Raw genomic sequence first — 22,679 nt, 5'->3', positions numbered from 1 at the left:
GCGACGCAACGGCCTGATCGAGATCAGCGCAGCGAGAAATCTTCATAGCTCATCGTGAGATTGGGATTATAAGCCGGGTCCTGCTGAAGTGCCTCGCGCCAATGGCGGCGCATGTAATCCACCTCGCGCTTGGCGCGCGCCTGCTTGACCGGATTGTCGTCGGCCCCGCGAGAGATCGATTCGTGATGATAAAGCTCGGCGAACGGCGTCCACAGATTGCGATAGCCCTTCTCTCGGACTTTCAAACAGAAATCGACATCATTGTAGGCGACCGTGAGATCGCGTTCGTTGAGTCCATCGACCTCGTCGTAGACCTCCCGCCGCACCAGTAGACAGGCCGCCGTCACCGCCGACAGGTTCTGGACCAGGCTCAACCGGTTCTGATAGCCAGGATGCGCTCTCGGGAAAAACCGATGAGCGTGGCCGGCGATACCCCCCAAACCGAGGATCACGCCGCCATGCTGCACGCTGTCGTTGGGGTAATAGAGCTTGGCACCCACGCAGCCGATATCCGGTCGGCAGACATGGCCGACCATCTCGGTCAGCCAGTCGGGGTTGATGGGTTCGATGTCGTTGTTGACCAGCCCGATGATCGATCCCTTGGCATGCCGAACGCCGAAGTTGTTGATGGCGGAGTAATTGAACGGCTTGTCGTAGCGTAATACGCGAACACGCGGGTCGTTCTCGATGGCCTCCATGTAGGCCAGCGTTTCCACGCAGGTGGAGCCGTTATCGAGAATAATTACCTCGTAGTGGGGATAACTCGTCAGGGCCAGCAGCGTATCCACGCACGGCTTGAGAATCTCGACACGGTCTCGCGTCGGCACCAGCAGGCTAACCAGCGGCGCGGGTTCAGGGACCGACCAGGCGATTCGACAGCCCTTGTCCCCGGCCGGGCTGACCACCGCCTGGGGATCGACGCTTTCCACGTAGGCCGAAATGGCTTCACGGCTCTCGTCGATGCGCCGCTCCGGCGAAACCCGGTTGGCTTCGGCGTTGTGGTAGATCACGAACGGCACGTGATGAATTCTGGTCTCGTCCACGCCAACGATCAGCTCCAGCAGCAGTCGATGCAGCTCGAGACCGCCTTCGCGCGAGAATACCTGCAAGCGTGATTCGAGCTGATCCTTCGCAAAGGCGGCGGCATGGCCGATGTAATTCGTGGCCAGCAGAAAATCGAGATTCCAGTGCGGTTTGAAGTTGGGCGCCGTCCGTTGACCGCTGGCGTCGATGATATCTTCATCGCCGTAGATGAGCGCCGCATCCGGTGTTATCTGGCAGTGGTTGGCAATATGGAAAAGCGAGTTCAGCCCCAATCGATCGCCAACGCGCACGAACATGACGTAGTGACAGGACTCGCCGTTCGGATCGCAGGCCATCTTGACTGCCTCGCCCACACCACCGGTGACTCGGCGGATTCTGCCGTCTCGAGCCACCACGCGGTCTGCCCATGTCTGACCATCGTGCGCCTCGAGTAGAGACTCCGCGAGGTAAAGATGCCAGTGGGGATAACGCTGCTCGGTTATCGCGCGAACCGACTCGAGCAACTGATGATGGTCCCCCGCCGCCTGGGCTTCTTTACCGCTGGGTATCAGGACGACGGCAAGCTCGATCGGGTTCTGAAACTGCGCCTGTTGCCGGGCGACCTTGTTCGCCGAAGGCTCCCGCAGGATTTCAATATGTTCCTGCCAGTACTCGTAGCTGGTTTCCGGCGCGCAATGGATGAAAGTCGCTTCGTAGTAGGCGCCCATCAGCTTTTTCCAGCTGATGCCCTCTTCCTTGCCTTCCTGTTTGAGCGAGCGGACGATCGCTTTCTCGTCGACTTCCTGGAAACGCTTATCGGCGTACGCCAACCGATTGATCATGCGGCCATAGGCGAACCGCGGCGTCAGCCAGACGAAGTTGAAATGATCGATTCGGAACTGGCCCTGCTGGCCGACGAGTGGTTCGAGCCGAATGCGCTTCGTCCCGTAAGGCACGAAGCAGACACGCTTGGAGACCTTGCCGCGCCGAATGACCAGAAAAATACTGTGGCGCCGTTCGAAACCGCGCCCCAGGTCAAATGTGATGCAAGCCGCGGCCGATCTCTGATCATGAGTGATCCCCAGCTCGATCATGTTCCAGCCTGCAGTCGGCCGATCCCCAAGCAGAATGAAATTGCCCTCGCCTTCGCCGACGCGCCAATCGTAGTCGGCATTTTCGGGATTATCTTTATCGACGACCGGACGCATCTGCCCCATAGGCATCAGCCCGGGGCGGGTCCTGAAACGGGGATAGCGCAGTCTGAACTGGCGCGATCGGATAGCCATACGACGATCGGGTTTCATGGGGCATCACCTCCGTGCCGATGTTGCTGAGCATGTCGCTCGGTGGCATAGCGTTGATAGAGATTTTCCCAGCGTTCCCAAGGCGGATTGGCCGTCGCAGCATCGGCGACGACGCGTTTCTTTTCGATCTTTTGCAGTGCTTCAGAATCCAGTGACGCGATTTTCTGTCTCAACGACGTTTCGAACGAGAAGTCGGTGGTCGGCGGACGAATCGCGAACCTGGCCGTCGTCTGCATGATGAGGAAGTCCGGCTTGAACTCTTCGATCAGCGTTACATCCAGATTGCCGGCGGTGTGTACGAAGATCACTCGGGCAAAGATTCGCGAAAGATAATTGAACAGCCCGGCACTGGAAGACGCCCCGCAAAGCAGCAAAACGCCGTCGTCGAGCGGGTCGTCGTTGTCGAAAATGGCGAGACGGCCAAAATTGGGTATGGCGTTATCGTAGACTTTGAGGCGCTGATTCGAGAACGACTTGAGAATCTCCACCGGCTGTAGAACGGGCGGCTCGAGCTTGCCGCCGAGATCCCCCTTGTGCGAGACCTCGCGGTAGCGGTCTTTTTCGAACCGCTTTTCGAGCGCCTTGCGATCGATACCCAACGATACCGCCAGCTCGACCGATGTCTTCATCGCCGCCTTGTGAGTCCAATGGGTATCGGTTCGATAGAAGCTTTCATCGCCGAGCGCTTTCAAGACGTCGACCGGATACAGCGTCGTGCCAGACGCTAGCTGCAGGATCTGGTCGATCGCGGTACGGCTTGCCCGGGGCGTCCCGTAGGCCTCTTCCAGCACCGTCTCCTTGGAAGGCGTGACCAGAACCCGACACTCCGCCTCGTGGGTCCTGGCAATCGCCTCCAGCGCATGGAAATAGGCTCTCCAGCTCTGCAGGCCGGCTGGCGTCAACAGCAGGTTGCCGCGGTGCTGCTCCAGGCTGAGGTTGGTATCCGCCCGCAGAAACAGCCAGTCGTTCTTGCCGATCAGCACCTTTTCGGATTCCTGCGGCGCCTGCGCTTCCGTTCGGATTTTCAGCGTCTGCAACGGCCATCGCTGGTGCCCGAGCTCTAGCTCGAGTTCACAGTGGTTGATACCCAACGGCAGAAAGAATTGAAAACCGCACTGCAGTTGCGGGTGATCCTCCGGGTTCTCGTAGCCAAAGTGCGCGACCACATCGGCACGCTTTTTGGATAGCGATTGCCGCAATTCGAATTCCGGCGACCAGCGCGCGATCAGACGCGCATCCGGGTTGAAATCAGCGAACTCATCGGTCAGAAACAGCCAGCCCTGCACCAGCGTCTGGCCGCCTTCGATCCGAGCCAACCCGTCCTCCTGCGGATAATCCACGACGAGACGCCGAACCGGCGACGACGGTTCGGCACGCTTGCGCTGAAAGAACGGGCGATCCTTCCTGGGTTCGGCGGGCGCTTCGACACCCGCCAGACGACGATCGAGCTCGACGATCGTTTCCAACCGCCGTAATTCGTCGTGAACCCGCGGCGCCAGGGCGGCGGCCATCCCGCACGGCTCGTCGTTCTTGTCGTGACGTTCGAAATAGACCGCCGTCTTGGTGTAGCCGACGGTCGCCGCGCTGCCCCGACGCGCCTTCTTGAGCACGAACTCCTCGACCGACTTCACCAGATAATGGTTGAGGCGAACTTCGTCCCACACGATCTCTTCCGACAGGCCCCGGCGTAGCACGCCTTCGCGCGAAAGACGGTACTCGAACGGCTTGCCCTTGGCATTGAGCATCGTGCCGGCGGTCAATCCGGGGTGGTGCGGGTTCTGCATCCTGTCGAGCGCCGTGCGCCGCACGATGGATTTGTAGTGATGGTTGGGGCCGAAGCCCTGTCTGGCGCGCTGCTGGAAACGTTCGATTACCAGCCCTTCCTTGCGGAATCGATGCCCGGACGAGCCGAAACAGCACCAGTTGAGCGCGATGGCGCCGACCTCGCCGTCACCGAACCGCGCCTCGAGCCAACGATGCATCCTGGCACGCGGGTCAAAAGTCTCTTCACCCGCTGCCGGTACCGGCAGGATATATTCGTCGGCATCGATGAAGGCGATGAGGTCCACGTCTTCCGGGCAAAGCGCCGTGAGTTCGCGGTAGGCGACGAGCTGTGGTGCCCGATCCGGCGGCGTCGCCACACTGATGGTCTGCAACCAGTCGCCGCCGCTCAGCGATTCGAGATACTCCCTGGTACCGTCCGTACTGCCATTGTCGGCGATCAAAAAATAGTCGGCACCGATGACCCGGTGAAAAGCAATCCATTCGGCCAGCGAATCGATCTCATCTTTGACAATTGCAGCGATAGCCAGCTTCACCAATGACTCCAATCACATCTGTCGCGCTCCCGGCTTGCGGGAGACTGCTGAATAGGCTTCTTCCAATGAAGCCACGAACGATTTCCATCCAAACTGTGCCACGGCGCGCTCCCGGCCTTGTTGCCCCATCGACACGAGCCGAGCAGGCGATTCGATAAAACCGGCGAGCGCATCGGCGAGGGCCGGGATGTCGCCAAACGGCACCAGTACGCCGGCGTTCTCTCCCACCACCTCGGGCAGCGCGCCACGATGATACCCGATGAACGGCCGTCCGGCCGCCATTGCTTCCAGTGCCGTCCGACCAAAAGATTCCTGAAAACGTGCGAGGCTCAATACTAATTGGACGCGAGCTAATGCTGCCGCCGGAGACGTCACGTAACCGGCCAGTTCGACCTTCGCACAAGCCTCGTCTCCGCGGCGCTGGCAGAGCGCCTCCAGCGCCGGCGTGACGGGTCCGAACACGATGATTCGTACCGCCAACTCTCTTTCGTCGAGCGCTGCCATTAGTGCCTCGAGATCGGCAAGCCCCTTGTTGGCGTGGCCGCTGGAAAGAATGCCGACCACCAGCTCACCCGCCTCGGTCATGTCGGGAGACGGCAGCGCCAGCAATGGCGCCATTTCGATCGTATTGGGGACGGTCGCGATCCGAATTGCCGGCTCGCCCTCCGGCACGAACTGGGACGCCGTGAACCGAGAGTTGGCGATCAACAGATCCGCGCGTTGTCGCACGGTCTCGATGATCCATTGCGCATCGCCATTAAGCGTGTCGCAGAGCGCCAGGTCCTGCCGCGGCAGTTCCCGCAGATGAACGGCAACCGGCAGGCTACGGCGCCGGGCCGCCACCAGCGGCTCGTCCAGAACCAGACTGTTGATGGCTACCAGGTCAACCGCGAAGTGCTCGATCAAACGCTCGAAATGCCCGACCGTGGCAGGCTCCGGCGGGCGCCCCTTTTGCCACCAGCCGAACGGCAGTATCGCAATCGCGCTGCAGCTTTGGCGCAGGGTCTCGATGTAGGACGCATTGACGGCCGTGGGCAGCACGACGAGAACGCGATACCCCAACTCATCGAGACCGCTGGCAACGTCGATCAGGCTCCGCTCGGCGCCATAGAGCTCGGTTCCAGCCTGATGCCCGCACAGCAGCACGGTCGTGGCATCTGTGGCATCGCCAGGGCGAGTCTGTTGACCTTCGATCACCGGCAGCGGATTCAACCCTGCCGAGCGCTCGTTGCGCAGGAAATGCACCAGCGCATCTTCGAGGGCAATCGCTCCGCTCAGCTGGCTGGCATAGCCGGACTGGCTGAAATCAGGCCCCGGATCGTGACCGGTAAACCGCCCCTCCCGCCAGTAATTATCGAACGCCTCGATGCGGGTGTCCTGCAGCTGCGGATAGCGCCGCAGATACCAGCCGGCATCGAAATAACCGGAGGCCTCGATGAGATCCCGATCGTCATCGCTTGCCATACTCGGTTCGCCACGCAAAAACGCCAGTGGGGCCGGGAACGGCCGCGACTCGGCGCCCGCCACCAGATAGAAATCACCGCTCGTCCTGGCGCGTTCATGCCAGCGCCGGGCGGCGGCCATATATTGCGCCCGCACGCCCTCGAACTGCGTACTGAGATGAGTGTCGCCACTCTGACTCAACGAAAGCTCGCAAGCACGGCCGAATGCCACCGCCAGATCCGGCTCCACCTCTGCGACTGAATCCGCTCCATAGGCCGCCTCGATCCTGGCCAGGTATTCGGAATCCGCGTTGACGCGAACCTCGTCCCAGAACCCCAGCCGTTCGAACACCTCGCGGCGAAACATCAGTGACGAAAGGTTGCGGTGCACCCAGCCTTCGTCCTCGAGACGCCAACGATGGAACATCAACGCAGGCGTCGCCCGCGACCAGAAACTGATGTTCGCCGGGGCAGCGCCCCGAACGAGCGCGGCCACCTGAAGTGCCAGCTTATCGGGATGAGACCAATCATCACTGTCGTGGGTCGTGATCAGCTCACCTTGCGCCACCGCCAGGCCCGCGTTGCGCGCAGCATAGGCACCGCGATTTTCCGGTTGATCGACGATCCGGAACGACATGCCCGGCGGGCACGCCTGTTGTAAGCGCGCGAGCACCTCCGAGGTGTCATCCGTGCTCGCATCGTTGACCGCGATGATCTCCAACCGCTGCCAGCGCTGGGCGAATAAACTGCGGACCGCCGTGGAGATCGTTCTGGACGCATTGAAGATCGGCAAGATCACGCTGACCAACGGCCCGCGTTCGGTGCGGATCGGCTCGAACATCGACGTATCGCTGACAAGCCGATCGATCAGCACCTCATCTCCGGGCGAAATGCCGACCGTCGGCAACGCCCGAAGCCGCCAGGGCGCATTGATCCACTCGAGACGTTTTTCCAGCGCCTCTCCTGACACCGCCGAGACGTTGGCATGCGCCAGCGCCGTGTTTGCGCTTTGCGGCCAATCTCGATCGAGGACGGCCAGGGGCACGGCCATCCGCTCGGCATCCGCACCCACGTGAGCCAGACACTCCAGCGCGAGCAACGCCGGCGCCGGATTTCTGGGCCAGGCAATCAATTCCCCGTCACGAAGAAGATAATCGATCGCCTTGCCTGGCTCGCCCTGCCACGCCCACCAGCGCGCCAGCGCCCAACGTGCGTGGTGGCGCTCCTCTTCCGGGGCATCGTCGGCTTCGCTCAGCCGCTGAAGCCGCTCGACCATGACCGGGCCGGCGCCACGCCAGAGATGAAAATCACGGGCGAGCGCGCGGTTACGTCGCGGCAACCGCCCCTCCAGCTGACCGAACTTCAGGAAATGAACCAACGGATTGAGCCCGGCGTTTGCGACGTCCGGGTACGCGCTCAGATACCACGCGCCATCGAACAGCGAGCATGGCGCCAACCTATGGTTGCCGCCCTCGCGCAGGTAATGACGTACGGCATCGTCGGCGCGGACCGTCATGCCCGCCGACTGGGCCTGCAGGCAGTACCAATCGGCATCGAACCAGCCGGAGTTCGCCACGAGCGTGGCGTCAGGGTCGGGTCGCTGACTGCCGGTGCCGAACCATCGTTTGAGATGTCCGATCATGGGATGGGTCACGGTCGCGGGGAGCGCCCCTCTCCAATGCCGTCTCGGATGAAATGCAGCAGCGGATTGATTTCGGTGAACGCCACATCCGGATAGGCTTCCAGATAACCCGCGCTGTCGAAATGCGGCGAAGGATCGCGGCCTTCGAAACCGCCGAACTTCAAATAGTGCAGGGCCGGAGTCGCGCTGTAGCGGGAGTCGCTGGCGATATCCGGATACTGCTTGAGATACCACTGAGAATCGAACCATTCGCTGGCTTCGAGTTCCGCGAGCGCCTCCTGCTGTTTACGGCGCTTGCGTTCCTGATCTTTTCGATTGGACGATTTGATTCCCAATCCATGCGACTTTGCGCTGAGAAGTCCGGCGCCTTTAGTGAGTGAGTGAGAAGCCCCGTCGCCTCGTAGATTCACCAGTTCTCGTTCCTTTTCTTCGAGTGCTGCCGTCAGCGAGCCCAGTTCATCGAAGCGGTCGGCCAGAGATCGGTCTCGCTTTTCGAGTTCTCGCTCGAGTTTTTCCATGCCCGCTTTCAACGTCGTGACTTCCTCGGAACGAGCATTGAGCTGTTGCTGCACGACGCCAAAGGCTTTGCGGAACTGCTTCAATTCCGCCTTCTTTTCTTCATTCCGCTGGTTGTATGTTTCGGCTCTCTGTTTGAAATAGTCTTTCTGTTGATCCGCCTCTTCCGCAATATTCGTCATTGTGGCCAGTTCGCGGAATCGAGTCTGGATATTGGCCTCTTTCTCGGCGACGACGGCTTCCAATGACTGGCTACGTTGCTCAGCCTCTCTCAGTGAGGCTTCAGTATCCGTCAGTTGCGCTCTTACTTGAGCCAGCTCAGTCTGAAGCGACTGAACCAAACGCTGCGCATCGGCGTTTTCTTCCGCGAGATGGAGCTTGTCCGCTTCCAGCCCGGCCAGGTCCTTGTCGCGCTCCTTGAGCTGGTTCTGGAGCTGCTCCAAAGAGGCGATGCGCTCGGCACGTTCCTGCTCGACGGTTTCCAACCTCTCTTTCACACTATGCAGGCGCGCCGTCTGCGCATCGGCCAAGGCCTGATCCACACAGGCGCGCCCCAAACGGGCGAACACTTCACGCACGGTTCGCGCCGCCGTCGGCGCATTCCAGCGGGAGATCAACGTCTCCAGCAATTCCGGAGGCCGCTCGCCGACCATCACGACACCGAGACCATCCCCCTGATGGAAAGTGATCGAACGATAGATGACCTGTAGCGCTGCAAAATGCTCATGCGTAACACAGCCCGGTTCGCGCCGATTGATTCCGGGAATCAAGACAACACCGCGGTCGGACATTTGTGAGAGCCATCGCTCGAGCACGTCCTCCATATCTTCATCATCGGGGGCAAGATCCAGTGCCAGAATATCGATGCCGCCCACGTCAAGCTTCTTGACACTGCGCCGTGGTGAAACGTTGAGCCTGCCGGCCAGCGGGCCATAGCGGCGGTCGGCAAGGGCATGAATTTCGGCAGCCGTATCGTTATCTTCGGCAACTAGCAAACACTCGGAATCCAGACCCAAACGACTTACGCCCTGGCATAACGCAAGATGAGGACTACCGCGCCTCGCCCCAAGCGTTACGCAACGCTGAGGATGCACGGCTTCCATTAACCAAAAAATCCAGGGCAGATGGTCAAGCCAAGCGGACTGCTCGATATGTTCAGGGCGCCAAAACATCGAGCCTTGCGCCAATGACTGAAGAGGTGCGGCAGTCGGGGCGTTGTTACTTTGCTTGCTCAATTTCATGCTTAAAACCCTTAACAACCCATTAGAATAAATGAGACTTTAATTTAAAAACATCGTATGCTACTGAACCGTGTTTTTAGAGCTGAAAGTTCATCTTCAGACAGCGCTTTCATCTTATCCTTTTCACGAACACGCCCCGTCGCAATAAGATCACTACCTTCATGTTCAGTCCGAATAAACATGATATCGCGGGAGTCATTCACGGTAGGATATCGCTCATCCAACGACACATGACTGCCTGCTGAAAGGACTGTCACGGGCAACCCCTGGTTCAAACTCGAATTCGTCGAGCCGATGAATGCCAGACCCTGGGCGTTGTTGGACTTGGTATGATGATAAAAATCGGTATAGCGCTCACCATTGAAAACACCCAAAACACCCTTCGGAAAGGTCAGCCCCATTCCCACGAATGCCGGCTGGAGGTATCGAGCCAATTTCACGCCGAAATCCGGAGCCAATGCATCGTCGTCGTCAAGGCGCACCGTGGCAAAGCATGTTTCCTCGCTCACTCGATCCAACTTCTTCTGAACCCTTTGCTCGACCTGCTGGTTTAGCGCCTTATGGCTTTTGGCACGAGCGACTTCCAACCACTCGTAACTGTCTTCTGCTTGTCTTAATGACTTTTTATATGGCTCGGGAAGTTCGTCCGAAATAAAGACCAAAGCTGTCATCTCGACGCTTTCGCTAATGGCCGCGAGCGAGGGCAGCGTAACGGCAAAAAAAAGCTTTTCGTGCAATTGGAGTCGATCTTCTGAAAAGAGCTTGGCTTTGTAGTCCTCACTCGAAACGCCTTTCCCTATCTGCCAAAGCCCTTTAGTTCGCGTGTAAGCGCTGTATCGAATGATGAAATAAATATGCGTCTTCACGCTGTCTTACCTCGCATGTCGACCCGGTCGGACGTGGTCACGGCTACATCGTTGCCTGCCACTAGTGACACAGCGTAAGCGGAATGGACGATGGTCCTCACTTGACTGTTTAGCTCACTGGCCGATTTCAAATCGTTTGACCCTTTTTTGATGTGCCGTATAACCGAATGTCGCGGTCACGAACTCGCGCGCTATTCTAACCTGTTCTGTGTAAGCGTCCGGATCATTATGCAATCGCTCGGTAATTGCCTTTACCTCATCGGCCTGCGCATAAATAGCGGCTTCCTTGAACAGAGGCTTGTACTTGGGATCGATGATCACCGGCACGCCAACCGCCATGGCTTCGAACATCACGCGGCCAAAGGCTTCGATCCAGTCCGAGTGGGTGTAGTAGACGTAGAAGTCCAGATCCTTGAGGAATTCGGCGGGATGAACCGAGCCGAATTCATGCACGACCCAGTTGCCCGGAAGATGCCCCAGCACTTCTGCCGGGGCTTTTGCGCCACCGAGTACGTGAATGCTGAAACGCTCGTCAGCCGGGTATAGCTCGCGTAGTACCTCGGCGGATTCCGGCCATTTGACGTACTGATCGCGAGAATGCCGACCGATGCGGATCGGGCCGTCGCCCGGTGTATGAGGCGCCCGCTGCCACTCGGCAACGTTGATGATATTGACCCAGTCCTCGTCACCCAGGGTGATGTTGGCCAATTCATCCGCGTGATGGTCGAACAGCGATGCCCGAACGAGCGGGCCGATCGGGTGCCAGCTTGCTTCAACACCGAAGGCTTTGACGATATTGCGATGGCACGTGGGAATATCGTAGAGCGTCGCACCGGTTTCGCTATATTCCCGCTTCGGCGGCTGATTGACGATGACCGAAACGCGCTTGGCCGAGACCTGCGGAATGCGATCCTGCAGGTGCTGCACGACCGGCGGATGACGAATCACCAGATGATCACAGGTGACCGATTCCCCCTGCACGACGAACGACACAGATTCGCCGTCGACGAGATAGCGAATGCTCTCGTTGATCTTGCGGCCCGGATTGAGATCGTAGCGCGGCAGGTTGAGCAGCCCGGTCTTCAAGCCGAAATAGCGCTGCGCCTTGATCTCTTCGATATTGGAGTGACTCGTGCCACCTGGCAGACGAAAATCGGACGCGATGATGACATCGTAGTGCGTTCGGCTGATGCCCTTGTCCGGCAACATCGGGCTGGGTCTGGCGAAGTGCTTCGCCGCCCCTTCCGCGCCATAACGAAGCGAGTGGCTCTGCTTGCGCGCATAAGCGGCCGATTCGTCGTACTCCTTCCTGGCCCCGGTCTTGAAGCCGAGATAGCCGAACGCGCTGTCTGCCGTGAGCGAACCCTCGGCCTGACGCTGAAAGCACAGTGGCGCGCCGTCGAGCGTTTCCACCGCTTCCCGCCCAAAGGCTTCGCGCATGCGCGCCAGGAATTCCGAGTCCGCCGCGAAACGCACCTTATCCCAGTAGCCGAGCCGTTCGACCACCGGCTGCCGGCGGAACATGAGCGACGAGAGGTTCATCAGCACAAACGTGCGTGACTTGGGCCGGAGATAGATACGGCCATCTTCTTCCAGGCGAATCTGGCGCGAGCAGTTGGCGACGATCTGCGGGTTGGCATCCAGATGTGCCACCTGAATTTCGAGCTTGCGTGGGTGTGACCAATCGTCGGCATCGTGCGTGGTGACGTAATCGCCGGCGCAGTGATCCAGAGCGTGGTTACGCGCGGCGTAAGGCCCCTGGTTGATCTCGCTTTGCAGTACGCGGACGCGAGCGTCCTTCGCCGCGTAACGTTCGGCGACCTGTACCGTGTCGTCGGTGCTGGCATCATCGCTGACGATGATCTCCAACTCGCGATGAGATTGCGCCAGCAGTGATTCGATCGCCGTCGGCAGCGTCTGGGCCGCGTTGTAAGCGGGAATGATGACACTTACCAGCGAGTTCGATGGACTGGCAGTAGTGGCTTGGGCCTGAACACGCTCGTAGAAACCCATCGTTTCATTTTCCGACAGATGAATCGGCTCGAGCCCATGGCTTTGATACAGCTCGTTGACGACGGCCAGCCGTGCCGGCAAATCCGGCTCGGCATTGATATGGCAAAGGCGCCAATCGTCGTCTCTCAGGCTTGCCGGCACTTCCGCCAATACGGCGAGCGCTTGCACAGGTCGATCGGACTTGGCATGAACCTGCGAAAGCAGCTTCCTGGCCAGCGCCTGCGAGGCTTCATCCCTGGTGGAATCGATGAAGGCCTCTAGGAAGGCGGCGGCCTTGCTCAAGCTGGCCGAGGTCGATTGCGCGGAGTACCACAGCCCGAGTTCCCACAGCGCGAGCTGGCGCGAAGATCCAATTTCGTCTCGAACGATGGCTTCGAGTTCCGGCACCGCCACGTTCGAGAATTCGAGGTCGTAGATCCGAGCGACGATATCCTTGATGCGCTGGGCCTGTTTCTTCTTCGAGCGCCGGCTCTGCTGTCTCGCGGCCTCGACAGAGCGTGCGGAGACTTTGCGCGCCGGGCGGCGGCTCTCGCGCATGCCATGCATCAGGTAGTGCAGCAGCGGCCCCGTATCCGAAGCCTGAACGTCCGGGTAGGTCTGGAGATAGAAGACGGGATCGAAGAACCGCGACGGCCGCCGCCCCCATTTTTCCCCATACTTCAGATAATGCAGAGCCGGCTCGAGGCCGGACTTCTTCACATCCGGGTACTGTTTCGTGTACCAATTCTCGTCGAAAAAACCTGAGCTTCTGACGAATTCGATCGTTTTTAAATACACGAAGGCTTTTCCCTGTTGCCCGATGTCGTGAATCCATGAGTCGCACCACGACCGATAAAACACTTATCGGCACGATGATCGTTACGACTCGCCAACGGCCTTTGAAAGCCTAGCGGCGCTCATCGCGAAAGGCAGGAGCCGCCAGATCCTTGGCCGAGAGTTCCGGCTCGCCGCCCCAGGACCACGCCTCTCGCTGCCAGTCGATCGCCAGATCGGGATCGTCCCAGCGCACCGACCGTTCGCACTCAGGCGCATAGTAGTCAGTGGCTTTGTAAACGACCTCAGCCACCTCGCTGAGCACCAGAAACCCGTGACCGAAGCCCGGCGGCACCCACAATTGCTGGCCGGTGCTGGCGCTCAAGCGCGCGCTGACCCACTGGCCGCAGGTCTTGGACTGTCCTCGCAGGTCGACCGCGACGTCCAGGATCTCACCCACTACGGCGCGAACCAGCTTTCCTTGGGGCTGGCGAATCTGATAGTGCAACCCTCGCAGCACGCCGCGAGCGGAGCGGGAGTGGTTGTCCTGCACGAAGGTGTGCTCGCCACAGTGTTCCTGAAAGGTACTTTGACGAAACGTTTCCATGAAGAAGCCGCGCTCGTCTTCGAAACGGCGCGGCTTCAGCAGGACAACTTCAAGTATCGCTTGCGGTTCATAGTTCATGCGAAACCCGCCTTCTGCTGAGAAATCAGACGTGCCAGATACTCGCCGTAGCCGGTCTTCTCGAACATCGCGGCGCGTGCCAGCAGTGCCTCGTCATCCAGCCAGCCGCTGTTCCAGGCGATCTCCTCGAGGCAGGCGACTTTCAATCCCTGGCAGTGCTCCACGCTCTGTACGTACTGGCTGGCTTCCATCAGACTTTCCGGCGTCCCGGTATCCAGCCAGGCGAAGCCCCGGCCCAGGCGTTCGACGTACAGATCGCCCCGTTCGAGATAGGCATTGTTGACCGAGGTGATTTCCAGCTCGCCCCGCGCCGAGGGCGTCACGCCGCGAGCGATTTCGACCACGTCGTTGTCGTAGAAATAGAGCCCGGTAACGGCATAGGGAGATTGCGGCTGCGCGGGCTTCTCCTCGATGTTTTTAACCTGGCCTGAGTGATCGAACGACACCACACCGAAGCGCTCCGGGTCCTTCACCCACTGGCCGAAGATCGTCGCGCCATGCGGCTTTTGCGCGGCAATGCGGAGCTGCTCGGAGAAGTGCTGGCCATGGAAGACGTTATCGCCCAGCACCAGGCACACCGAATCCTGGCCGATGAACGACTCCCCGATCAGAAATGCCTGGGCAAGCCCTTCCGGCGCCGGTTGCTCGGCATACTCGAAGCTCACGCCGAACTGCTCACCGCTGCCCAGCAACTGGCGATACTGCGGCAGTGCATCCGGTGAAGAAATAATCAAAATCTCGCGAATACCCGCCAGCATAAGCACCGAGATCGGATAGTAGATCATCGGTTTGTCGTAAACCGGTAGCAACTGCTTGGACGTGCCTAGCGTCATCGGAAAGAGACGCGAGCCGGTGCCCCCGGCCAGCACGATTCCTTTGCGTGTCATGTTGAATCCTTATTCATCGAGCGCACGTTCTAGCGCGGCGTCAGCCGTTCGGCCAGCGTCAAGGCCAATTGCGTTTGCCAATCCGGCAGGGTGATCCCCAACGCGGTTTCCAGCTTGTCGACCGCCAGGCGCGAATTGAGCGGGCGCGCCGCCGGCGTCGGGTAATCGCGGGTCGGGATCGCGGAGACCGCCTCAGGCGAGATCGCCAGCGCCTCCCCCGCCGCGATGGCCTGGCGGAATATCTCGCACGCGAACTCATGCCAGCTGGCTTCCCCTCGCGACACCAGGTGATAGAGACCGCCTTCCATCGCACCGCGCTGCCATTCGCGCAACGCCAGCAGCGTCACCGTGGCGATCAGCCGAGCCGGTGTAGGCGCCCCGATCTGGTCATCGACGATAGACAGACGTTCGCGCTCCCGGCCCAGGCGCAGCATGGTATCGAGAAAGTTCTTGCCGCGCGCGCTATAGACCCAGCTCGTGCGCAGAATGAGATGCGCCGCGCCGCTGCGCTGGATCGCCTCGTCACCCTGCAGCTTGGTTGCCCCGTAATGAGACAACGGCCCGGTAGCGTCGCCTTCTTTCCAGGCCATGTCGCCGTTACCGGGATAGACGTAGTCGGAAGAGTAATGAACCAGCGGGATACCCTGCTCACGGGCGTAGGCCGCCAGCTGCAAGGGCAAACCGGCATTGAGCCGCCCGGCGGCTTCCCGTTGGCTTTCCGCTGCGTCCACCGCGGTGAAGGCGGCAGCGTTGACGATCAATTCAGGCCGATGACGCTCGAGATAAGCCGCAACGTCGTCAGTGCGATCCAGATTCAGCGCCTGACGGTTCGGAGCCAGAATCAGCCCCAAGGGAGCAAGCGTTCGGCACAGTTCGAACCCGACCTGGCCGGTGCCGCCCGTAATCAGAATCTTCATGCGTCATTCGCCCCGTCGTACCCGCTTGGCGTCTCGGCGGAGTCATCCCCGGGAGCAGCCAGCCCCAGACGCTCGCCCTGGTAGTGCTGATCCTGAATTCGCTGCCACCACTGCGGGTTTTCCAGATACCATGCCACGGTCTTGCGCAGGCCGCTTTCGAACGACTCCCGCGGCCGCCAACCCAGCTCGCGTTCCAGCTTGCTGGCATCGATGGCGTAGCGGGTATCGTGACCCGGGCGATCGGTCACGTGGGTGATCAGGTCCGCGTAACGCGCCACCCCAGCCGGCTTTTCGGGCTTCAACGTTTCCAGCAACTGGCAGACGGTTCGAACGACATCGATATTGCGTACCTCGTTGCAGCCACCGATGTTGTACGTCTCCCCGACTTCGCCCTGGGTCGCGACGTGGACGAGCGCCCGCGCATGATCTTCGACGTAGAGCCAGTCCCGTACCTGGAGACCATCCCCATAGACCGGTAACGGTTTGCCGGCGATCGCGTTGAGAATCATCAGCGGAATCAGCTTCTCCGGGAAGTGATACGGGCCGTAGTTGTTGGAGCAGTTGGTAACGAGCGTCGGCAAACCATAAGTGCGCCGCCAGGCACGAACCAGATGATCCGAACTGGCCTTGCTGGCCGCGTAAGGAGAACTCGGCGCGTAAGCGTGGGTTTCCGCAAAGGGCACATCTTCGGGCGTGAGATCGCCGTAGACCTCGTCCGTCGAGATATGGTGAAAACGAAAGCGGCGCCCGCGTGCAGCGTCCTGTTCGTTCAGCGCCTGCCAATAACCGCGCACCGACTCGAGCAGCTGGTAGGTACCGACCACATTGGTTTCGATGAAGGCCGCCGGGCCGTCGATGGAGCGATCGACATGGCTTTCCGCCGCTAGATGCATGATTACATCTGGCTGCGCCTCTTCGAGGATGCGCGCCATCGCCTCTCGGTCGCCGATATCGGCCCGATGAAAACGATAACGCGCGCTATCGGTCACGAACGCGGGCAGCGATTCCAGGTTGCCCGCGTAAGTGAGCTTGTCGACGTTGACGACACGATGCTCGGTATTGCCGATCAGCTCGCGAACGACGGCGGAACCGATGAAGCCCGCGCCACCGGTCACCAGAAAAGTAAGACTCATAGAGGAATCATCTGCCCTGGCCGGATCGGCCAGGGTTCACAAGGAAGGAAAGTTCATCGCTCGGCATCGCCAGGCGTTTCGGTGCGGGTATCGGTATCGGTATCGGTATCGGTATCGACAGAAGGCTTACGCTCGAAAGTAAACACGCCAAGCCCCTTCTCCATCGGCACCATCTCGAAGGTGCCACCAAAAGCTTCATTCCAACCCTCACAGATCCGCTTTTCCTCACCACGCGCGGCGTCGTCCAGCCAGACCGCCGCGTTGGGGGAAAGCTTATCGATCAACGCCGGCACCGCTGGGTAGCGGGCGAACTCGCACGTCTTGGCCGGCGGGCCATCGATGAGCACGAAATCGATGTCTTGCAGATCCTCGAGCAGCGCCACCGGATACCAGCTGACGGTCTGGTCTTTTCGGTTGTTGAGATGCTCACCCTGCCACGGTTCCAGCTCGCCGATGCGCAAGTCGACCCATTCACTCAGCCCTTCTCGTTCGAGATTGGCCTGCGTCTGCCGGCCGTAATGCGCGGAATGTTCGATCGAAACCAACCGACCGGCACCGACCTGGGACAAAGCATCCGCAATCACCAGCGTGGAAGAACCGCTACCGAACTCCACGATGAGCGATGGCCGTGTCGCCATGACCCATTCGTGGAGTTCCAGCAGCACATCCGGCGACAGCGGCCAGCCACGCAGCGGCGGCAAGCGGCCCTGAATCTTGAGCCGTTGAGTGAGCCAGTGAAACGCCTCGAACTGCCGGTAGAGATGCCGATCCATCTCCTGCTGCTTGGCCAGCATGGCGGATTGCAGCTTGTGCAGGCGGGCATCCAAGACCTTATCGAACGCCTCGAGACGCGACGCTTCCAGCGCTTCGGCCGGAGAGAGTTCCGCAGCCCGAGTCTCTTTGGCTTTATCCTGGCTCATGCTGCATACCCAGTAACCGTTGAAGAGTCTCGATGCTAGTCGAGTCAGTCGTTACCGAACAGGTCGCGCGTATAGACTTTATCTCGCACGTCAGCGATGTCATCCATCAGGCGGTTGGCGATGATAACGTCACAGCGCTGCTTGAACGCCTCGAGATCTCTCATCACCTTCGAACCGTAGAACTCATCTTCTTCCAGTACCGGCTCGTACACGACCACTTCCACGCCCTTGGCCTTGATGCGTTTCATCACGCCCTGCATGGCGCTGGCGCGGAAGTTGTCAGAGCCGGACTTCATAATCAGGCGATAGACACCCACGACCTGGGGGTTGCGCTTCAACACCGCCTGGGCGATGAAATCCTTTCGGGTACGGTTCGCTTCGACGATGGCGCCGATCAGGTTGTTGGGCACGTCTTCGTAGTTGGCGAGCAGCTGCTTGGTATCCTTGGGCAGGCAATAACCCCCGTAACCGAAACTCGGGTTGTGGTAATGCGTGCCGATGCGCGGGTCCAGCCCCACCCCTTCGATGATCTGCTTGGTGTTCAGACCATGGGTTTCGGCGTAGGTATCCAGCTCATTGAAATAGGCAACGCGCATAGCGAGATACGTATTGGCGAACAGCTTGATCGCCTCGGCCTCGGTGCTATCCACGAACAGCGTGGGGATGTCCTGCTTGACCGCCCCCTGCTTCAGCAGGCTCGCGAAGCGCTCGGCACGTTCGGAACGTTCCCCCACGACGATGCGTGACGGGTGCAGGTTGTCATAAAGCGCCTTACCTTCCCGTAGGAATTCCGGCGAGAAGATCAGGTTGTTGGTGCCAAAGCGCTCGCAGGCTTCCTTGGTGTAACCCACCGGCACGGTAGACTTGATCACCATCACCGCCTCGGGGTTGACTGCCATCACGCTCTGAATGACCGACTCAACACTGGAGGTATCGAAGTAGTTATTGACCGGGTCATAGTTCGTCGGTGTGGCAATGATCACGAAATCGGCGTTCTGATACGCCTCCTGACCATTCAGCGTCGCGGTGAGATTGAGCGTCTTGTCTCGAAAAAACGATTCGATCTCAGCGTCTTCGATGGGCGACTGGCGCGCATTGATCTGCTCGACCTTCTCGGCGACGACATCGACCGCCACGACTTCCTGATGTTGGGCAAGTAGTACAGCGTTGGATAGGCCTACGTAGCCTGTGCCTGCGACGGCGACTTTCATCTCAATATCCTTATTGATACTAATCACGATATGTCAGCTAGCTCATTCACCCGTAGCAATGGCGTCGAATAATCGCCTAGCCTACTGAGTGGCGAATCTGCTCTGCAATTTTCAAGGCTGCGGTTTCGGCAGTCTCGGCGTCGGTAGCTTCGACCATAACGCGGATGAGAGGCTCGGTGCCGGACTTACGCAGCAAAACGCGACCATCAGGCCCCAGCTCGTTCTTCACCGCACCGACCATTTCTTTTACCGCCGGCTGAATTAGAGGATCAATCCCTTGCCCCGCCTGATAACTAACGTTGACCAGCGTCTGCGGCAACTTTTCGATACCCTGCTTGGCATCGGACAAACTCAGGCCCTGCGCGATCAAACACGCCAGCACCTGCATGGAGGCGACGATGGCGTCCCCTGTGGAGGCGTGGTCGAGGTTGATCAAATGCCCGGAGGTTTCTCCGCCGATGCGCCAGCCATTGGCTTCTAACTGCTCCATCACATAGCGGTCACCGACTTTGGCCCGCAGAAACGGCACGCCCAGGGCATCTAGCGCCTGCTCCAGGCCGAGATTGCTCATTTGCGTACCAACCACACCGCCTGCGTAGCCGTTTGCCTTGGCTTGGCGAGTCAGCAGATACAGTAGCTCATCACCATCGACGATGGTTCCGGTGTGGTCGACCATCATTAAGCGATCCGCGTCGCCATCCAGCGCAATGCCTAGATCCGCTCCATGAGAAACGACTGCCTCGCAAAGGCTCTGCATCGAGGTGGCGCCACACTGCTCGTTGATGTTGAAACCATCTGGCGTGGCATGAATGGCAATGACTTTCGCCCCCAGCTCACGGTAGACAGCCGGTGCTACCTTGTAGGCGGCGCCATTGGCGCAATCCACTACGATCTTGAAACTATCGAGGCTCAAATTGCCCGGAAGCGCCGCCTTGCAGTATTCGGTGTAGCGCCCCGTAGCGTCGTCGACTCGTCTAGCCTTCCCCAGCCGTTCCGAATCAACACAGGTCATACCGCCATCGAGAGCGATTTGCAGGTAACGCTCGATCTCCTGCTCCTGAACGTCATTGAGCTTGAAGCCACCTTTGGCGAAGATCTTGATGCCGTTGTCATAGAACGGGTTATGAGAAGCACTGATAACGACGCCTGCGTCCGCACGAAACGTAGACGTCAGATACGCCACCGCGGGCGTGGGTAACGGGCCCACTAGCGCGACATTGACACCGGCGGATGAAAACCCGGCTTCGAGTGCAGATTCCAGTAGATAGCCACTAGCGCGGGTATCCTTACCGATCAGCACCTCGCGTACACCTTCCGCACCCAGTACCTGACCGGCAGCCCACCCCAATTTCATTGCAAAATCAGGCGTCATAGGAAATTTACCAACACGCCCTCTTATGCCATCGGTACCAAATAATTGACGGTTCAACTATTGCTCCAAAACTGTCATTTTACAGAATGGGCACAACACGATATCACATGTTGTCATCACACAAACCAAGAAGTTGAAAACATATCTAACGACTATCATCAAAAGCCACTAAAAAATCAACCAAGTTATAATAGTAATTATCGACGTAATGAAAAGGTGCCGCCCCCCATTTATGCTCAAGCTTACCGACAACCATCTTATCGCTGGGCATGAACGCTTGGGAAGCAGGGATATCCAAAAAAACGCGATCGTACAGTCTTCTCAAGTGCGAGTTTGCTTTTTCAATTAGATTTAAATCCACATTCGGAATAGCATTACCTTGTTCATCCGTTTTTGCCCACAAGCCACAATTTACAACAACCTTTGACAATAAGTTATGGCTCGACAATGAAGAAACGAATTTTTTCCATCCCCGCTCCCACAATTGAAAATGCTCGTCTGAAAAGGGGGAAACAGCTACGCCTTCTGCTTGTCTGAGGAAGGGGGTTTTTGACAATTCGTTCGAAAGCGTAACAATACTGCCGGTCGTAGACTTGAAGAGTTTAAACCGCTCATCCACAAAATCAATGAGCAAAATATCAAACTCAGTGGATACTATTTTTTGTAACGCTTCTTTTTCAAAATCGGCTTTCACCATTCTTTTTTGAAAATTTGAATTCAACTCTTGACTATAATTGTCTTTTTGCGGACTTGAGCCAAACGCGCTTGCAAAAGAGCTCCTAGAAAAATATCCCACTAATTCAAGCCGAGGAAAATCAAAGTTAAAAGCATCTCTCGACACACAACTGCCAAAAATAAAAACCTTCATTTTTCACCCCACGTGAATTTAATCTTTTGCTCTAAAAACAAATCTTCGCTTATGATATTGTTATACAGCCACATCAAAAAAACACAAAATCAATCATGGCAATACTAAAGCAGTTTTTGCAAGTCAGCTATGCTTAAAACGTTATTCTCAACAAACAGGCATTTATACGATGACAGGATTGGCAAAGAACGAAAATAAAAAGCTGGCTCAATAAAACTATCATGAAATAGCTCAATAAGGTTCAAGCCGCTGGGACAAAACGCCAAATTTGCTAAGCCAGCACCATGAGGTGAAATTACAGTCTCTGCAGAGCCAAATATAGTCACCTGCTCTTTAAATGAAAAATCTTCAGCACAAATAATTTCGAAACCAGCTTGTGACAAAAATTGGCAAACCTCATCTTCGTTCTCAAAACATCGAGAGCTTTTTTTACGAGAAATATATATTTTTTTACCAGGCTCGTTTGCTGGCTTTACAAAAAACCCTTTAAAAAATTCGTGGACTTCCTGATTCCAATGAAATTGCGGCGAAGAAACAACATACGCCTTAGCTATTAAAACGTCTTGACATGAAGAAGCTTTAAAAAATCTGTTAAAATCTAAACCAAGACACTCAGAAACATATGGCAACAAATTGAACTTGTCAGAGTCGTAAATAATAGGGACGGAAAGGTTACATAAAGATACATATCTAAGGCCGTAAACCATTTCAGCTAAAACATGATAATAGTTACCAGAACTATGAGGAAACGGAAGCACATATGCTTCCTTCCACTCCTTGCATGCTGGCGTATAAACATTCTCTCTATATATTTTACTTAACCTGCTGGAAAAAGACTCGTGATACCTTCCATTTTTATCAAACACCGTTTGGAGACCATATAAAGCGGTGCTTACCTGTGCCCCCTCAAGAACAAAAACTCTATCCACGTACCTTTTACCAACTCTAGCGTCAAATTTCTTCTGCTTGAGTTTTTTTAAAGTCTCATCACTTGCCCATTTAAAATAAACATTAAAATCGTTTTGAAACTTATTCTCATGAGATATTTTATAGACACCAGGACTCGTTTGATCATTTAGTTGAAGATGACTTTTTTCTATAGCCTTGTCGTCACCAACCACTATCTCGTTCAGACTGACCCTTTTAAAACCCACCTCTCTTTCAAGAGTCTTCTCGATCACACTATCTATCTCTTCAATTTTTTCGATATAACCTTCTATGATTTTGACTCTCATATCATTCGAGTCTACAAGATGTCGCAAAAGTAAATTCTGCATGACTCTTTTGGCAAAATTTATTTTTTTAAAAAAAAGTAAGCTCCGAACTATTCCCATGGCCGCAAAACCATTAGCCAAACATTCATTTTTATCTATAGAAAAATGACGATCAACAAATTGATCATCACTGAATGTTTCTGATTCGACTAAAATCTTTCGGCTTTTCAAATACGCTACTTCAGGATAATCACCGGCCAAACCACCCAATAAATCCAACAACTTTAACTTCAGCTCACTGTCACTACTTTCTTCTAAAAATTTGCCAAAATAAGCCCAGTCTTTTGAATTCAT

Annotated in this window: 15 protein-coding genes; all 15 read right to left on the bottom strand. The window is 57.2% G+C overall.

The window, feature by feature from the left end:
• Positions 1–23: 23 nt before the first annotated feature.
• Positions 24–2,327, bottom strand: a complete 2,304-nt coding sequence (locus BTW08_RS03725; RefSeq protein WP_083627665.1) for a glycosyltransferase family 2 protein — start codon at positions 2,325–2,327, stop codon at positions 24–26.
• Entirely contained in the window at positions 2,324–4,645 is a 2,322-nt protein-coding gene (locus tag BTW08_RS19100) for a glycosyltransferase family 2 protein (protein WP_075561186.1), read from the bottom strand. The genes BTW08_RS03725 and BTW08_RS19100 overlap by 4 nt, the downstream gene beginning before the upstream one ends.
• A 12-nt stretch (positions 4,646–4,657) precedes the next feature.
• Positions 4,658–7,729 (bottom strand): glycosyltransferase, encoded by a 3,072-nt coding sequence (locus tag BTW08_RS03715; protein WP_075561185.1) that lies wholly within the window; start codon positions 7,727–7,729, stop codon positions 4,658–4,660.
• 8 nt (positions 7,730–7,737) lie between these two features.
• Complete coding sequence (locus BTW08_RS19095) at positions 7,738–9,486, bottom strand: hypothetical protein (protein WP_168170631.1); 1,749 nt, start codon at positions 9,484–9,486, stop codon at positions 7,738–7,740.
• Positions 9,487–9,530: 44 nt separating this feature from the next.
• Positions 9,531–10,352 carry a glycosyltransferase gene (locus tag BTW08_RS03705; protein ID WP_075561183.1) on the bottom strand — a complete coding sequence of 274 codons (822 nt, stop codon included), beginning with the start codon at positions 10,350–10,352 and terminating at the stop codon, positions 9,531–9,533.
• Positions 10,353–10,466: 114 nt separating this feature from the next.
• Positions 10,467–13,064, bottom strand: a complete 2,598-nt coding sequence (locus BTW08_RS03700) for a glycosyltransferase (RefSeq protein WP_083627661.1) — start codon at positions 13,062–13,064, stop codon at positions 10,467–10,469.
• A 187-nt stretch (positions 13,065–13,251) separates the two neighbouring features.
• Positions 13,252–13,803, bottom strand: a complete 552-nt coding sequence (gene rfbC, locus BTW08_RS03695) for a dTDP-4-dehydrorhamnose 3,5-epimerase (protein WP_075561182.1) — start codon at positions 13,801–13,803, stop codon at positions 13,252–13,254.
• Positions 13,800–14,690 (bottom strand): glucose-1-phosphate thymidylyltransferase RfbA, encoded by an 891-nt coding sequence (rfbA, locus tag BTW08_RS03690; RefSeq protein ID WP_075561181.1) that lies wholly within the window; start codon positions 14,688–14,690, stop codon positions 13,800–13,802. Before rfbA ends, rfbC begins: the two co-directional genes overlap by 4 nt.
• A gap of 29 nt (positions 14,691–14,719) precedes the next feature.
• Positions 14,720–15,607 (bottom strand): dTDP-4-dehydrorhamnose reductase, encoded by an 888-nt coding sequence (gene rfbD / locus BTW08_RS03685; protein ID WP_075561180.1) that lies wholly within the window; start codon positions 15,605–15,607, stop codon positions 14,720–14,722.
• On the bottom strand, positions 15,604–16,740 hold the full coding sequence (rfbB, locus tag BTW08_RS03680) for a dTDP-glucose 4,6-dehydratase (protein WP_075561179.1): 1,137 nt from the start codon (positions 16,738–16,740) through the stop codon (positions 15,604–15,606). Before rfbB ends, rfbD begins: the two co-directional genes overlap by 4 nt.
• A 53-nt stretch (positions 16,741–16,793) precedes the next feature.
• On the bottom strand, positions 16,794–17,660 hold the full coding sequence (locus BTW08_RS03675) for a class I SAM-dependent methyltransferase (RefSeq protein WP_075561178.1): 867 nt from the start codon (positions 17,658–17,660) through the stop codon (positions 16,794–16,796).
• 44 nt (positions 17,661–17,704) lie between these two features.
• Entirely contained in the window at positions 17,705–18,871 is a 1,167-nt protein-coding gene (locus BTW08_RS03670) for a nucleotide sugar dehydrogenase (RefSeq protein WP_075561177.1), read from the bottom strand.
• 76 nt (positions 18,872–18,947) lie between these two features.
• Positions 18,948–20,300, bottom strand: a complete 1,353-nt coding sequence (gene glmM / locus BTW08_RS03665) for a phosphoglucosamine mutase (RefSeq protein ID WP_075561176.1) — start codon at positions 20,298–20,300, stop codon at positions 18,948–18,950.
• Between the two features lie 88 nt (positions 20,301–20,388).
• On the bottom strand, positions 20,389–21,111 hold the full coding sequence (locus BTW08_RS03660; RefSeq protein WP_139313566.1) for a DUF6270 domain-containing protein: 723 nt from the start codon (positions 21,109–21,111) through the stop codon (positions 20,389–20,391).
• Between the two features lie 104 nt (positions 21,112–21,215).
• Entirely contained in the window at positions 21,216–22,679 is a 1,464-nt protein-coding gene (locus BTW08_RS03655) for a glycosyltransferase family 61 protein (protein ID WP_075561174.1), read from the bottom strand.

Source organism: Salinicola sp. MH3R3-1 (genome assembly GCF_001937155.1).
GTDB classification, from domain to species: Bacteria; Pseudomonadota; Gammaproteobacteria; order Pseudomonadales; family Halomonadaceae; genus Salinicola; species Salinicola halophyticus.
This window is presented reverse-complemented; position numbering and strand designations above follow the sequence as displayed.